Origin of the sequence: Verrucomicrobium sp. GAS474 (assembly GCF_900105685.1) — a bacterium.
GTDB lineage: Bacteria > Verrucomicrobiota > Verrucomicrobiia > Methylacidiphilales > GAS474 > GAS474.
Genome location: NZ_LT629781.1, coordinates 1984265 through 1999134, shown reverse-complemented (window position 1 = coordinate 1999134; position 14870 = coordinate 1984265). Strand labels below are relative to the sequence as shown.

Below are 14870 nucleotides of genomic sequence, written 5' to 3'. Positions count from 1 at the left end.
CGGCTATTGCTTGGTTTTGAAGAGCCCCACGAAGCCCGTCCAGAGTTCGCCCGTGGCGGCGTTGTAGCGGAGGACGAGGGGTTTCCGGTAAGGGATGTCGCCCGTGATCTCGGACCAGGTCGCGCCGCCGTCGGTGGTCTTGTAGATGCCGCCGCCGGCGTCGCTCCCCCAGGTGACGCGGGAGATCCAGATCGTGTTGGGGCTGCCGGGCTTCGTCTCGAGGCCCATGATCGCCTGGCTGGCGTCGAAGTTGGAGATCTTCTTCCAGGTCGTGCCGTGGTCGGCGCTGGCCCACAGGTTCTTCCCCGCGGCGTAGACGATCCCCTCGGCCGAGACATGGAGGTTGAAGATCCATCCCTCGTCCTTGAAGACGTAGCTCCACGAATTGCCGCCGTCCTCGCTCCGGTAGAGGCCGCCGCCGTTGCCGCAGGTCCCCCAGAAGATCCGCTTGGAGTTCGTCGGGTCGACGGCGAGGCCGTAATACATCCGGCGGCTGCCGGGCTGGACGGGGAGCTGCTTCCAGGTGTAGCCGCCGTCCTCCGACTTGAAGACGCCGCCGCCCGTCTTGTCGCCCTCGGGATCGCCGTCGATCCCGGCGTAGAAGACCTTCGCGTCGTTGGGGTCGGCGGCCAGCGCCCGGAGGTAGCCGTGGTCCCACATCGTGTTCGCCTTCGGGAGGTAGTCGGGGAGACCGGCGTCAATGACGGCGGGAGGCGTCGCGCCGCCGTCCTCGCTGAGCAGGATGACGTTCTTCCGGGGGACGTTGTTCCAGGGGCTCGCCGCGGCGACGATCCGGTCGCCGGCGCTCCCCTCGGAAATCGCGACCCGCCAGACGTCGCCGGAAACCTTCGGCTGGTAGGAGAGGGGCCAGATGGCCTTCCAGTTCGCCCCGTTGTTCTCGCTCATCAGGACGCCCTCGTCCATGTTCGCGGCGTAGGTGCGGTTCTTGAAGAAGCGGATGTCGGTGACGCAGGAGATGTCGGCACCGCGCGCCCGCTCCGCCCACGTCTTCCCGCCGTCCTCGCTGTAGGCGCTCCGCCAGTTGGCCGAGATGAAGAGGTCGTTCGGGAAATTCGGCGAGAGGGCGAGGTTGGTCACCGAGCTCATCGGGCCGGTGCCGGTCTTCAGGAAGTCGGGATCCTTCGGGTTGGTCGGATCGTTTTCGAGATCGGGCTTCATCCGGTTGTTCCGCGTCCAGGTCGCCCCGGCGTCGTGGCTGGTGTAGACGGCGCCGGCCCAGGCGGAGTGGTCGGCGGCGAGGCAGTAGACGGTGTTCGCGTCCTGGGGATTGACGACGACCTCGATGGCGTTGTTCTTCGCGTTCGCCTCCATCGCGGTCTTCGTCCACGTCTTGCCGCCGTCGGCCGACTTGTAGACGCCCTGGTCGAAGAACGCGCCGTAGAGGACCCCGTCGGAGGGGGAAACGGTGATGTGGGCCGCCTTCTTCGGGGTGGCGAGTTCCTTCCAGGTGACGCCGCGGTCGTCGCTCTCGACGATCCCCGCCGTCGCCGTCGCGCCGAAGACCTGGGTCGGCTGGCGCGGATTGATCACGACGCTGAAGACGGTGCCCGCCTGGGCCAGGGCGTAGACTTCCTTCCACGTCTTCGCGCCGTCCTCGCTCTTGAAGATCTTCCCCTTCGGGCTGCCGACGTAGACCAGGTCGGCATCGACCGGATCGGCGGCGATGGCCCGGATGCTCTTGTACTTCTGGCAGACGATTTCCTTCTGGACGGGGTTCGCCGTCCAATGTTCGCCGCCGTCGAGGCTTCGGGCAGGGCCGTTCACAGTGAGGGCGTAAATGCTCTCCGGGCTTGCCGGAGTGACGGCCAAAGAAAAGACTCCATAACTGGGCAGGCCGTTGTTGATCAGGCGCCACTGTTTCCCGGAATCGTCGGTCTTGTAGATCCCGAGGACGTCGCCGCCCATGTAGAGGACCCCTTTTTTGGTCGGATGGAAGACCGCCGACCAAAAGAATCCGCCACCGCCCCAACCGCTGCTTTCCCAATGAACCGCCTCCTCCCCAGCTTCGGCGCTCAGGGGGAGGCAAAGCAAGGCAGTAAGCGTGATTGCGTAAATATACTTACAAGCATACTGGAGCTTTTTAAAGGGATTCAAAAGAGAGGAATCGGGAAGCAGGGGGGTCGCGATGGAGGTCATGATGCGGGGGGGGTGGGAAGCTGAAAGGAGCGGAAGAGAGCGGGAAAACGCCTTTAGTTCCGATCGTAACAATCACCCCCGGAAAGCACTAATGGATTCAGGCAAACGCCCTAACTTTTCAGATAAATGTTAAAACAATCTCCCCTTCGCCTTCCTGAAAAATGCAGGGAATCCCCCCCGCCGGGGCATGCATTGTACCCGCTCCGCCGCGCCCGGTTACCGGGCTGAAAATCGATTCTCCAGATGGGGAGCGGCCCGTTCGGGGAAAATGGCACGCTCTGTGCAAATCCCCAGGGGATGCCCACGTCTCGTTTGAAATCGCCGGTGAAAAAGAAGGCCAAGAAAATCCGCTACGCCGTGATGGGGCTCGGCTGGATCGCGCGGGACGCCGTCCTCCCGGCCTTCGTCCATGCCGGGCGGAACTCGGAACTCGTCACCCTGTTCTACCATCATCCCTCCCAGGCGGCCTTCGGGACGCAGTACGGCCTGGAAAAGGTCTATTCCTACAAGGACTTCGAGCGCGGGCTCCGGGAGCAGCGGGTCGACGCGATCTACCTCGCGCTGCCGAATCATCTCCACCGGGAATACACCCTCCGCGCCGCGAAGCTCGGCGTCCATGTCCTCTCGGAGAAGCCCCTCGCCGTCACCTCCGCCGACTGCCGGGCGATGATCGCCGGATGCCGGAAGCACGGCGTGAAGCTGATGACGGCCTATCGCCTTCACTTGGAGCGGGGGAACCTGACGGCGATCCGCTGGGCCTCCTCGGGAAAGCTCGGCCAGATCCGCTTCTTCAACTCCTACTTCACCATGCAGGTGAAGCCGGGCGATATCCGGACGAAGAAGGAGTGGGGCGGCGGGACCCTCTACGACATCGGCATCTATTGCATCAACACGATCCGTTCCCTCTTCCGCGCCGAGCCGACCGAGGTCTTCGCCGCCAGCGTCGAGGGATCGGGCCGCCGCTTCGGCGACGTGGACGAGCTCTCGTCGTGCGTCCTCCGTTTTCCCGGGAACCGGATCGCGACCTTCACCACCAGCTTCAGCAGCGATCCCGAGAACGCCTACGAGCTCTTCGGGACGAAGGGCCACCTGCGCGTCGACAACGGCTATGCCTTCCCCGGTCCCTCGACCCACCGCGTCACGATCGGAGGGAAGACGGCGACCCGGACCTTCGGCGCGCACGACCAGTTCGGCCCCGAACTCCTCTATTTCTCCGACTGCATCCTCCACGACAGGACCCCGGAGCCGTCCGGCGAGGAAGGCCTCATCGATATCGAGATCATCGAGGCGCTTCTCCGTTCCGCCCGGCTCGGCAGGCCGGTGAAGCTCAAGACGACGGTGAAGCGGACCCGCCCCGACCTCCGCCAGCTGATCGAAAGCCCCGCCCTCTAACTCCTCCAACCCCCATCCCTCCCACCGCCATGAAACTCGATCCCAACCGGAAACACACCGCCCTCCTCGCCCCCGTCTTCGCCCTCCGCCGCGCCAGCGACGAGGGGATCGGCGACACCCAGGCCATGCGCGAAGCCGTCGACTTCTGCGTGAAGATGGGCTTCTCCGTCCTCCAGACGCTCCCGATCCACGAGGTCGTCGGCGACTACAGCCCCTACAACCCGATCAGTTCCTGCGCCCTCTCGCCCGCTCTCCTCACCCTCTCCCCGGAGGAGGTCCCCGGCTTCCCCGACCGGGAGACGATGGAGAAGGCCGCGCCCGCCTCGTGGCTCTCCCAGCTCCGGCAGGGAGCGGTGAAATACAACTCGGTCCAATCCCTCAAGATCCATCTCCTCCTCGCCAGCCATCGCCGCTTCCTGGCCCAGGCGCAGGCGGGAGGGCTCCACGACGAGTTCGCGAAGTTCAAGAAGGAGAACGCCGAGTGGCTCGACGCCTACACCCTCTTCCGCCTCCTGATCCGCGAGTACGAGGGGAACACGAACTGGACCGAATGGCAGCCCGTCCACCAGAACCGCGCCTCGGCCGAGGCCTGGTTCGCCCACGTTCCCCAGCACAACGCGCTGGAGCAGGTGCGGGACGGCTTCGCCTTCATCCAGTGGGTCGCCGCCCGGCAATGGGCCTCGGTCCGCTCCTATGCCGAGGCCCGCGACGTCCTCCTCATGGGGGAGATGTCGTTCGGCGTCAGCCGCGCCAGCGTCGACACCTGGGAACGCCCCGAGCTCTTCGACCTCGACTGGAGCATGGGGGCCCAGTCCCTCGGCGCCTTCGACGCCAGCAAGGATTCGGAGCGGTGGGGCCAGAACTGGGGCTTCCCGCCCTATCGCTGGGAGAACCATCGCTCCGAGGGTTTCGCCTGGCTCCGCCGCCGCATCCGGCGGGAATCGCTGACGTTCCACCTCTGCCGCGTCGACCACCTCCGCGGGTACTTCCGCGCCTACATGATGCCGTGGGGCGGCGGACCGCAGCACACCGATTTCTCCCGCCTCGACCTGGAACAGATCAAGCAGCGGACCGGCGGCCGCATCCCCCGCTTCGTCCCCGGCCCCGATTCCGACCCGATGATGGCGAAGCTGAACGACCTCCAGGGCCGCGAGGTGATCTCCGTCCTGAAGGAAGCCGCCGGGTCGATGGCCCTCGTCGCCGAACTGATGGCCGACATGACGCCCTACATGCGCCAGGCCCTCGAAGACCTCGCCGTGCCGAGCCTCAGCCTCCCGACCCTCGACCGGAATCCCGACCACACGCTCCTTCCGATCGCCTCCTTCCGGCCCCTGAGCCTCGCGACCTACGCCACCCACGATCACGCGCCGCTCGCCGTCCAGTACGCGAACCTCGTCCTCGGCGCTCAGGCCGCCCATCACGCCTCGGCGGTCGAGCTGGAGAGCTTCCTCCACCTCGTCGGGTGGAAGGGAACCCGGCCCGACGAGATGAACGACGCCCTTCTCGAGGCGAGCCAGCGGACCCTCCTCGGCAGCCCCTGCGTCCTCGCCGCCTTCCTTACCAGCGACATGCTCGGCATCCGCCAACGCTACAACCTTCCGGGGAGCTACGGCGCGGGGACCTGGGCCGAGCGGCTCGAGTGTTCCCTGGAGGAATGCCTCCGCCACGCCACCTACGGCCCGCGCCTGAAGAAGCTGAAGGAAGTCATCGCGAAGAGCGGTCGCATCCGCCCCTCGCTTCCCGTTGCCGTCCCCGCACCCGCCCCGCAGGCAGAGCCCGGGGCCGAGGCCGCCCAAGCCAACATCGAGCCCGCCCACGCGAAGTAGGGGGAGAGGGGCTTGCGGGAAGGGGTGCCCGACGCGGGCCTCCTTCCTACACCTTCCTGAGCAACGAGAGCGAAAACGGATCGAGATCGATCACGCCCTCCCCGTCGAACCGGCGGGGCGCGGCATGGAAGCCCTCTTCCTCCGAGGTGTCGACGACCTCTTCCCAAACCGTCCCCGCCGGTCCCGGAAGAACCTGCCTCCGCAGTTCCTTCCCGTTATGGACGCAGAGCAGCCAAGTCTCGCCCCCGCCCTCGCCCCCCTCCCATAAAATCGCGCCGCCCAGCCCCTCTGCCTCCGGCACGGGGAGGAGCCGGGCCTCGGTCGAGCCGATCGCGGCAGTCGCGGCGATCCAGGTCCGCCGCACCTCCGCCAACCGCGCGACGTACCGCTCCAGCCGCCGGGCGACCTCGTCGCCCCCCCAATCGAGCCAGGCTCCGGGATTGTCGAGGCAATAGGCGTTGTTGTTCCCGCGCTGGGTCCGGTTCCGCTCGTCCCCGGAGGCGAGCATCGGGATGCCCCGGGAGAGGAAGAGGGTCGCGAGGAAGTTGCGCTGCTGGCGGCGGCGGAGGGCGAGGATCGCCTTCTTCGTCGTCTCGCCCTCGACGCCGCAGTTCCAGGCGTGGTTCGAGTTGTCGCCGTCGGTGTTCTGGTTCCCGTTCTCCTCGTTGTGCTTCTCCTCGTAGGAGACGAGATCGCGGAGGGTGAAGCCGTCGTGGGAAGTGACGAAATTGACGCTCGCCTCCTCGGTCCGCCCGGCGGCGGCGTAGAGGTCGGGGCTCCCCGTGAGGCGGCGGGCGAATTCCTCGAAGGTCCACGCCTCCCCGCGCCAGAAGCGGCGGACGCCGTCCCGGTACTTGCCGTTCCACTCCGACCACCGCTCCGGGAAGCCCCCGACCTGGTAGCCGCCGTCAGCGCAGTCCCACGGCTCGGCAATCAGCTTCACGCGGGCGAGGACGGGGTCCTGGGCGACGGCGTTCAGGAAGGCCGAGCGGCCCCGGAAGGCGTGGTCGTCCCCCTCGCGGGCGAGGGCCGAGGCGAGGTCGAAGCGGAAGCCGTCGACCTGCATTTCCGAGGTCCAATAGCGGAGGCTGTCGAGGATCAGCCGGAGGACGTAGGGATGGGTCGAGTCGGGGGTGTTCCCGCAGCCGGAGAAATCGCGGTAGCGGCTCCGCTTCTCCCGGTCGAGGCGGTAGTAGGAGGCGTTGTCGATCCCCCGGAAGGAGAGGGTGGGGCCGAAGTGGTTCCCCTCCGCCGTGTGGTTGTAGACGACGTCGAGGATCACCTCGATCCCGGCGCGGTGGAGCCGCTTCACCATTTCCTTGAACTCCCGCACCTGCTCCTGCGGGTCGGAGGCGGCCGCGTAGGCGGGATGGGGGGCGAGGAAGCCGAGGCTGTTGTAGCCCCAGTAATTCGTCAACCCCCGGTCGATCAGGTAGCCCTCGGAGGCGAAGAAGTGGACGGGGAGGAACTCGACCGCCGTGACGCCGAGCTGCCGGAAGTAGGCGAGCGCCGCGTCGGAGCCGACGGCGCGGTAGGTGCCCCGGTCGGCCTCGGGAATCGCCGTCCAGCCCTTGGAAAAGCCGCGGACATTCATCTCGTAGATCACCGTCTCCCCCGCCGGACGGACGGGAGGGACGACGCCCTCCCAGTCGAAGGCGTCGTCGACCACGACGCCCTTCGGAATGAACGGCGCGCTGTCCCGCTCGTCACGGACCCATTCCCCCGCGGCGGCGGGTTCCCCGCTCGCCTTCGGTTCCGGGTTCGGACGGAAATCGTTCAGCGCCTCGTTCGGGACGACGAGGCCGGTGACGGCCTTCGCGTAGGGGTCGAGGAGGAGCTTCGCCGGATTGGAGCGATGGCCCCCTTCCGGATCGTAGACGCCGTCGACCCGGTAGCCGTAGCGTTGGCCCGGCTCGAGCCCGGGGACGAAGCCGTGCCAGACGCGGTGGGTGAACGCCGGGAGCGGGATCCGGTCGGTCTCATTTCCCGCGGCGTCGAACAGGCAGAGGTCGACCCTCCGGGCGTGGGCCGAGAACAGGGCGAACTGGACCCCCTTTCCCGTCCAGGTGGCGCCGAGGGGATAGGGTTGCCCGGCTTCGATGTCGCGCCGTCCCGAAGTGGGAAGCGGGGTGGGGGAGTTCTGCGTCTGGATCGGAGTCATGGAATAAGAAAGAGATGGGAAAGGTAACCCGCAATTTCCATGCCGCGCCACTCTTCCCTCTCGCCTCTTTTTAAAAAGGGGGTTTCCCCGAAGGAAGGGCAAACGATGCGCCTGCAAAATGCGGGACCGCCCCCCTCACCTTTGCATTTTGCAGGAAACCGGGAAGCCCAACCCCTCCCTGGCCTCGTCACGCAACCCCCTCGCCTGCAAGGAGAACCAATCACACCCACTGCGCTGGCATAGCGTTTGCGCTTCTCCTCTCATGAAGACCCTCAACTTATTTCATCTCGGCCAAGGCAAGATCCACACGCTCCACGAGTTGTTCCTCGAACAGCTCCGCGATCTCTACGACGCCGAGAACCAGCTCCTCGAAGCCCTTCCCGCGATGGCCGACGCGGCCCACGACGCCAGCCTGAAGAATGCCTTCCTCGCCCACTTCGAGGAAACCGAGGGCCACGTCGCCCGGCTCCACCAGATTTTCGACATCCTCGAGGAAGACCCCGAAGGGAAGACCTGCCAGGCCATGAAGGGGCTGATCAAGGAAGGGAAGGAGACGATCAACGAGGACGCGACCCAGAACGTGAAGGACGCCGCCCTGATCGCCGCCGCCCAGCGCGTCGAGCATTACGAGATGGCCGGCTACGGCACCGTCCGGACCTACGCCGAACTGATGAACCACATGGCCGTCGGGACGCTCCTCCAGAAGACCCTCGACGAGGAAGGCTCCGCCGACAAGAAGCTGACGGTGATCTCCAAGATCATCAACGGGAAGATCCCCCTCGGCCACTGCAGCGAGGACTAAGCCCTGCCTCGATCCGCGAACGCATCGTTCCCACCGAACTTCCACCCCGGCGGACGCCTTCCTTCCGAGGGCGTCCGCCTTTCTCTTTCCGCCCCCATGACCACCTCCCCCTGGCCTTCCTCTTCGCTCGGCGAAAACCAGCTCCTCGACCGCGACCTGGAAGCCGACATCGTGATCGTCGGCGCCGGGATCGGCGGGTTGACGACGGCCTACGTCCTGGCGAAAAAAGGGCTCCGGCCGATCGTGATCGATGCCGTGGGACCGGCGGGAGGAGAATCCCACGCCACCACGGCCCACCTGGCCTCGGTGATCGACGACCGCTTCGCGAACCTCGAATCGTGGATCGGCGAGGAGCTGACCCAGGTCGCCTGCCAAAGCCACATGGCGGCGATCGACTTCATCGAGGAAATCGTCGAGCGGCACCGCATCCCGTGCGACTTCAAGCGGCTCGACGGCTACCTCTTCGCCGCCTCGGACGCCTGCGTCCCCGCCCTCCGGGAGGAGCTGGAGGCGGCCCGCCGCGCCGGCCATGCGAAGGCCGAGTGGCTGGAGGAGACCCCCCTCCCCGGCCTGAAGGGGCATCCCGCGATCCGCTTCCCGAACCAGGCGACGTTCAACCCCGGCCTTTACCTCAACGGCCTCCTCAACGCCGTGCGGAGCCTCGGCGTCCCGATCTACACCCACACCCGGGTGACCTCGTGGCAGCGGGACCGGAAGGTGACCCTGAAGACGGAGCGGGGCTTCGAGGTCACCTGCCAGGACGTCGTCTTCGCCTGCAACGATCCCTTCATCCGCTTCCGCTATTTCGCGGTCGAGTGCGCCTACCGGAGCTACGCCGTCGCCTTCGAGGTGGAGGAGGGCGGGAAGAAGGGGATCGATGAAAAGACCGACGGCCTCTATTGGGACACCGAGGACCCGTACCATTACATCCGCTTCGCCGCCCATCCCGACGGGGCCGGGCGGATGCTCATCGTCGGCGGCGAGGATCACAAGACGGGCCAGTGCGACGCGCCGGAGAAAGCGTGGCAGGAGCTCGAGAACTGGAGCCGCCTCCGCTTCCCGTTCGCGGGGAAGGTCCTCCGCCGGTGGTCGGGCCAGATCCTCGAGACGCAGGACGGCCTGGCCCTGATCGGCGCCGATCCGAAGGAAGCCAACCAGGTCTTCCTCCTCTCGGGCGATTCGGGGATGGGGCTGACCCACGGCACCCTCGGCGCCCTCCTGATCGGCGACCTGATCGAGGGCCGCCCGAACGCCTGGGCCTCGGTCTACGATCCGGGCCGCATCTGCTGGAAACGGCTCCCCCATCTCCTCAAGGACAACACCGCGACCCTCGCCCAATACAGCCGCCATTTCCCCCATCCGGCGCTCCCGGAGAACCCGCCGCCGGGCAAGCACGGCCTCGTCTACCAGAACAGCCACGGCAAGGTCGGCCGCTCCGTCTCGCCCGAGGGAGCGGTCTGCGAGGTCCACGCCGTCTGCCCCCACCTGGGCGGCGTGGTGACGTGGAACGAGGCCGAGGGGACGTGGGATTGCCCGTGCCACGGCTCGCGCTTCGAGGCCAACGGCAAGGTCGTCAACGGCCCGGCGACCCACCCCCTTCCTCCCCATCAGCCCTCTCCTTAGTCAATTCCAGCAAGGCACCCACATGAACTGGCAGGACCCCGAACTCTCCCGCGGCGCGTGGCTCGTGGGCGGGACCTTCCTGATCTCGATCGGCCTCGGGTTGATCGGGCGGCGGAACCGGACCGCGGCGGCCTCGGCGGAAGCGGCGGAGCCCGCCACGCCGGCGGAAAGGAAGCCCCGGCTGATTCCCGACCTCCTCCACGCCGTCGCCCCGCCCCTCCAGTTCGCCGCCTGGTATTATTGCCTCTACTTCGCCGCGCCGCTCTTCCTCCACTTCGTCCATCCGCCCTCGGCCGATTGGTTGACGGCCCATCGGGCGATGTTCTGGCACCTCGGCCTCGTCGTCGCAGTCTTCGGCTTCCTCTTCCGCGCCGTCACGATCCTCGACGACTTCCTGGCGGGCCCCCTGCGGCACACGCCGAGCCTCTTCGACGATTACCTCCTGCGGATCGGCCTCTTCGCGCTGCGGATGACGATCCCCCTCGTCGGCATCGTGATCCTCATCCATCTGCTGGCCGTCCCCCAGCTCTATCTCGACCGGATCGATCCCTTCCTGAAGGCCGCCTTCATCGTCGCCGCCGCTGTCATCCTCTACCGGGCGATCCTGGAGGGGGAGAAGACCGCCCTCCAGGGCCTCGCGAAGAACCTGAAGGCCGCCGACAACTCGGCGGCACGGGGCGTCCAGACCCGGGTCCGCATCCTCCGGAAATTCGCCGTCGTCTTCAACGGCCTGCTGGCGACGGCGGCCCTCCTGACGCTGATCCCCGGGGTCCGCGCCGTCGGGGCCTCCCTCCTCGCCTCGGCGGGGATCGTCGGGATCGTCCTTGGCTTCGCCGCGCAGAAGACCCTCGGCACCCTCTTCGCCGGGCTCCAGATCGCCCTCACCCAGCCGATCCGGCTGGGGGACCAGGTGATCGTCCTGGGGGAGAGCGGGAACATCGAGGAAATCTCCCTCACCCTCGTCGTCGTCCGCACCTGGGACGGGCGCCGCCTCATCCTCCCGATCACCTATTTCATCGAGCAACCGTTCCAGAACTGGACCCTCCTGCCGACGGCGATGACCGCCACCGTGAAGCTGCGGGTCGATTTCTCCCTCCCCCTCGCCCCCGTCCGGGAGGAGATGAAGCGGTGGATCGAGGCCCACCCGAGCTGGAACCGCCAGACCTACGCCTTCCAGGTGACCGACGCCGACGGGGCGACGATGGAGATCCGCCTCATCGCCGGGGTGCCGAACAGCAGCGCCTCCTTCGGCATGCAATGCGACCTCCGCGAGAAGCTGATCACGTACATCGAGGAACATCATCCCGGCTGCCTCCCGCGCAATCGCCAGGAGGCGATTCCCTCGTTCCTCCCCGATCCGTTCCAGGCTCCCCAACCCCAGAAACCGCCACAACAGGCCCCCCAGCCATGAGCAACCACCTCATCCAGTCGATCACCTCGCCGAGGCATCCCGGACGGGGCTACGTCTTCGGGGACGGCACCCGCTACCTCCTCCGGCAGACGTTCTATTTCTTCGACCTCCTGAAGGAGAGCGCCGTCAGCTGGCAGGATCACAAGACCCCCCGGATGGGGGCCGCCCTCTCCTACTACACCGCCTTCTCCCTCGCCCCCCTGATCACGCTGACCCTCTCGATCGGCTCCCTCGCCGTGAAGCGGGCCGACGCCGCCCGGGGGCTGGTCGAGCAGTTCAGCAGCCTCGTCGGGGTCGAGGGCGGGAAGGTGGTCGAAGAGATCGTCACCCATGCGGGGACGATGAAGGCGCTTTCGTGGAGCGCCGTCCTCAGTTTCATCCTCCTCCTCGTCAGCGCCTCCGGGGCGTTCGGCGAATTGCAGGACTCCCTCAACGAGATCTGGGACACCCCGTCCCGCAAGAAGAATCCATGGCTCACGATCGTCAAGGAGCGGCTCCTCTCCTTCTCGATGGTCTTCATCCTCGGCTTCTTCATGCTCACCTCCCTCATCATCTCGGCGGTCTCGACGGCGATCAGCCGCCACATCGTCGGGAGCCTCCACATCTGGACCCTGGAGGGGATCAACACCGTCGCCTCCCTCGTCATCATCACCACCCTCTTCGCCACCCTCTTCCGCATGCTCCCCGCCGTCGCCCTTTCCTGGCGGGATGTCTTCCCGGGGGCCCTCTTCAGCGCCGTCCTCTTCCTCGTCGGGAAATACCTCCTCGGCCTCTACATCGCCCGCAGCGCCTTCGCCAGCAGCTACGGCGTCGCCGGATCGTTCATCGTCCTCCTCGTCTGGGTCTTCTACTCGGCCCAGATCCTCTACTTCGGCGCCGAGTTCACCCGCGCCTACACCCGGAAACGGACCGATCCGCCCGAAAAGAAGCCGGACCCGGAAAAAGCATAAAAACACAAAAAACGGTCCTCCCAATCCATTCCTGAAAGAGTCTTTTCCTGTTAGCGTGGGAAGCACGCCAACATGAGCAAGAGTACGATCCTTTTCTTCGGGGACTCGATCACCGTCGGGCAAGAGTTGGCCGCCCCCGGCATCGAACGGTGGAGCAGCCGCGTCGCCACCGCCTTCGACGCCGTCGAGATCAACGAAGGGCGCGGAGGGCGGCCCGCCAGCGCCCTCGACGAATTCCGCGCCATCCTTGCCGGGGCGAAGGAAGGGATCACCCACCTCGTCATCGCCCTCGGCTCGAACGACGCCCGGGAGAATGTCCCCGCCATCGCCGCCGAGGTCGCGGCCAACGTCGCCACCCAGATCGGCCTCGCCCGCGCCGCCTTTCCCGCCTGGAAGATCGTCGTCTGCGGCCCCTACGACATCCACGCCGCCTACCTCGAGCGCCAGGACATCGCCGCCTACCGGGGCCGGAACCTGGAGGCCATCGGTTCCGCCCTCCGCGCGATGGCCGCCGCCGAGGGCGTTCCCTTCGTCGACTTCGCCGGAGTCCTCCCGCCCCGTTCCCTGACCCACGACGGGGTCCATCCCGACGCCTCGGGCCATGCCGCCCTCGCCTCCGCCTTCCTCGCCCAGCTTCCCTCCCTTCCCTAATCCCCAACCCTCCCCCATGAAAACCCGCTCCGTCTCCACCGACCGCTCGATCCCCGTCCGCCCCCTGACCGCCGACTTCGTCGTCGTCGGCGGCGGCATGGCCGGCGTCTGCGCCGCCGTCTCCGCCGCCCGCAACGGCCTCCGCGTCGTCCTCGTCCAGGACCGCTCCGTCCTCGGCGGCAACGCCTCGAGCGAGGTGAAGATGCACATCGTCGGCGCCGACTGCCACGGCGCCCGGCCCGGCGCCCGCGAGGCCGGGCTGATCGAGGAGTTCAAGCTGGAGGACGCCGTCCGGAATCCCTACCGCAGCTACGCCCAGTGGGACCTCCTCCTCTACGAGAAGGTGAAGCTGGAGCCGAACATCACCCTCCTCCTCGACACCGCCTGCATCGGGGCGACGACCGATCCGGCGACCGGGGCGATCCGTTCCGTCACCGCGCTCCGGAACTCGACCGAGGAGATCTTCGAGATCTCGGCCGCCTTCTTCGCCGACTGCTCCGGCGACAGCCGCCTGGGCCGCGAGGCCGGGGCCGACGCCCGGATGGGGCGGGAAAACCGCCAGGAACACGGGGAGAGCCTCGCCGAGGAGACGAGCGACGACTGGACCCTCGGCAGCTCGATCCTCCTGACGGGGAAGAAGCACGCGACGCCCCAGCCGTTCCGTGCCCCCTCGTGGATCCGCAAGTTCACCAAGGCCGACCTCAACCACCGCCCGATCCACAGCTTCGAGTACGGCTACTGGTGGTTCGAGTGGGGCGGCCACCTCGACACGATCACCGACAACGAGACGATCCGCCACGAGCTCCTCCGCATCGTCCTCGGCATCTGGGACTACGTGAAGAACTCCGGCGACCATCCCGACGCGGCGAACTGGAGCCTCGACTGGGTCGGCCCGATGCCCGCCAAGCGCGAGTCCCGCCGCCTCCTCGGCGACCACATCCTGACCCAGTCCGACCTCCAGTCCGGGCGGTTCTTCCCCGACGCCGTCGCCTACGGCGGCTGGGCGATCGACCTCCATCCCCCGCGCGGCATCGACGAGAAGGACGAGCCCCCCTTCACGCCGACCTACCTCGACGGCCTCTACACGATCCCGCTCCGCTCCCTCTTCTCGCGGAACGTGCCGAACCTCCTCTTCGCCGGGCGGAACATCAGCGCCAGCCACGTCGCCTTCGCCAGCACCCGCGTGATGGCGACCTGCGCCGTCATGGGGCAGGCGATCGGGACCGCCGCCGCCGTGGCGCTCGAAAAGAAGGTCTCCCTGAAGACCCTCGCCGGAAGCGAGGCCGTGAAGGACCTCCAGCAACGGCTCCTCAAGGACGACGCCTTCATCCCGATGGCGCGCAACGAGGACCCCGCCGACCTGGCGCAGGGGAAGAACGTCGCCGTCTCGGCCTCCTCCGAGGCTCCGAAGCACGGGGCGGCCCGCGTCCTCGACGGGATCGGCCGCGACCTCGTCCAGGCCGAGGGCTGGAACGGCCACGGCCTCGGGCCGTGGATCGACCACCAGCCCCACCACTGGCAATCGAGCGGGCTTCCCGCCTCGCTCGACCTCGCGTTCCCCGAAGCCGTCGAGATCGGCGCCATCCACCTCACCTTCGACAGCGGCTTCGGCCGGGAACTCCTCCTCACCCCCAGCGACTACATGACCTCGAAGGTCGTCCGCGGCCCCCAGCCCGAGACCGTGAAGAGCTACCGGATCCACGCCGACGGCGTCGTGATCGTCGAGGAGCCCGACAACTACCTCCGCAAACGGGTCCACACCCTCGCGAAGCCGGTCCGGGCGAAGTCGATCCGGGTCGAGGTGCTCACCACTCACGGCGCGGCCGAGGCGCGGCTCTTCGAGATCCGGGTGTACGCTCCCGCGAAAAAGGTCTAGCTAAAGCCCCTTCGGCTCCGC

Annotated in this window: 10 protein-coding genes; 8 read left to right on the top strand and 2 right to left on the bottom strand. The window is 67.2% G+C overall.

Annotation, left to right across the window (positions count from 1 at the left end):
- Positions 1-3 precede the first annotated feature (3 nt).
- Complete coding sequence (locus tag BLU04_RS08340) at positions 4-2052, bottom strand: exo-alpha-sialidase (protein WP_157895213.1); 2049 nt, start codon at positions 2050-2052, stop codon at positions 4-6.
- 402 nt (positions 2053-2454) lie between these two features.
- Here BLU04_RS08340 and BLU04_RS08335 point away from each other — a divergent pair, with 402 nt between their 5' ends.
- The gene (locus tag BLU04_RS08335; protein WP_093284587.1) at positions 2455-3549 is read left to right on the top strand and encodes a Gfo/Idh/MocA family oxidoreductase; all 1095 of its coding nucleotides are present in this window, start codon (positions 2455-2457) and stop codon (positions 3547-3549) included.
- A gap of 29 nt (positions 3550-3578) precedes the next feature.
- Positions 3579-5375, top strand: coding sequence for a 4-alpha-glucanotransferase (locus BLU04_RS08330; protein WP_093284584.1), 1797 nt, complete (start codon positions 3579-3581; stop codon positions 5373-5375).
- 46 nt (positions 5376-5421) lie between these two features.
- Here BLU04_RS08330 and glgX read toward each other — a convergent pair whose 3' ends face one another.
- The gene (glgX, locus tag BLU04_RS08325; protein ID WP_093284581.1) at positions 5422-7536 is read right to left on the bottom strand and encodes a glycogen debranching protein GlgX; all 2115 of its coding nucleotides are present in this window, start codon (positions 7534-7536) and stop codon (positions 5422-5424) included.
- Between the two features lie 262 nt (positions 7537-7798).
- Between glgX and BLU04_RS08320 the strand changes: the two genes are divergently transcribed.
- From BLU04_RS08320 to BLU04_RS08295, 6 genes are all read left to right on the top strand, one after another.
- Positions 7799-8338: a ferritin-like domain-containing protein gene (locus tag BLU04_RS08320; RefSeq protein WP_093284579.1), complete on the top strand. Its 540-nt coding sequence runs from the start codon at positions 7799-7801 to the stop codon at positions 8336-8338.
- A gap of 96 nt (positions 8339-8434) precedes the next feature.
- Positions 8435-9961, top strand: a complete 1527-nt coding sequence (locus tag BLU04_RS08315) for an FAD-dependent oxidoreductase (RefSeq protein ID WP_093284576.1) — start codon at positions 8435-8437, stop codon at positions 9959-9961.
- A 22-nt stretch (positions 9962-9983) separates the two neighbouring features.
- Positions 9984-11372 carry a mechanosensitive ion channel domain-containing protein gene (locus BLU04_RS08310; RefSeq protein ID WP_093284574.1) on the top strand — a complete coding sequence of 463 codons (1389 nt, stop codon included), beginning with the start codon at positions 9984-9986 and terminating at the stop codon, positions 11370-11372.
- On the top strand, positions 11369-12322 hold the full coding sequence (locus BLU04_RS08305; protein ID WP_157895212.1) for a YihY/virulence factor BrkB family protein: 954 nt from the start codon (positions 11369-11371) through the stop codon (positions 12320-12322). The genes BLU04_RS08310 and BLU04_RS08305 overlap by 4 nt, the downstream gene beginning before the upstream one ends.
- Before the next feature lie 72 nt (positions 12323-12394).
- Positions 12395-12973 carry an SGNH/GDSL hydrolase family protein gene (locus tag BLU04_RS08300; protein ID WP_093284567.1) on the top strand — a complete coding sequence of 193 codons (579 nt, stop codon included), beginning with the start codon at positions 12395-12397 and terminating at the stop codon, positions 12971-12973.
- 16 nt (positions 12974-12989) lie between these two features.
- Complete coding sequence (locus BLU04_RS08295; RefSeq protein WP_093284565.1) at positions 12990-14849, top strand: FAD-dependent oxidoreductase; 1860 nt, start codon at positions 12990-12992, stop codon at positions 14847-14849.
- Positions 14850-14870 lie beyond the last annotated feature (21 nt).

Bases quoted from the DNA above. Each gene is read 5' to 3' on its own strand.
- BLU04_RS08335 (WP_093284587.1), top strand. From the start codon at position 2,455: ATGCCCACGTCTCGTTTGAAATCGCCGGTGAAAAAGAAGGCCAAGAAA.
- BLU04_RS08300 (WP_093284567.1), top strand. From the start codon at position 12,395: ATGAGCAAGAGTACGATCCTTTTCTTCGGGGACTCGATCACCGTCGGG.
- BLU04_RS08295 (WP_093284565.1), top strand. From the start codon at position 12,990: ATGAAAACCCGCTCCGTCTCCACCGACCGCTCGATCCCCGTCCGCCCC.
- BLU04_RS08320 (WP_093284579.1), top strand. From the start codon at position 7,799: ATGAAGACCCTCAACTTATTTCATCTCGGCCAAGGCAAGATCCACACG.
- BLU04_RS08315 (WP_093284576.1), top strand. From the start codon at position 8,435: ATGACCACCTCCCCCTGGCCTTCCTCTTCGCTCGGCGAAAACCAGCTC.
- BLU04_RS08330 (WP_093284584.1), top strand. From the start codon at position 3,579: ATGAAACTCGATCCCAACCGGAAACACACCGCCCTCCTCGCCCCCGTC.
- glgX (WP_093284581.1), bottom strand. From the start codon at position 7,536: ATGACTCCGATCCAGACGCAGAACTCCCCCACCCCGCTTCCCACTTCG.
- BLU04_RS08310 (WP_093284574.1), top strand. From the start codon at position 9,984: ATGAACTGGCAGGACCCCGAACTCTCCCGCGGCGCGTGGCTCGTGGGC.
- BLU04_RS08305 (WP_157895212.1), top strand. From the start codon at position 11,369: ATGAGCAACCACCTCATCCAGTCGATCACCTCGCCGAGGCATCCCGGA.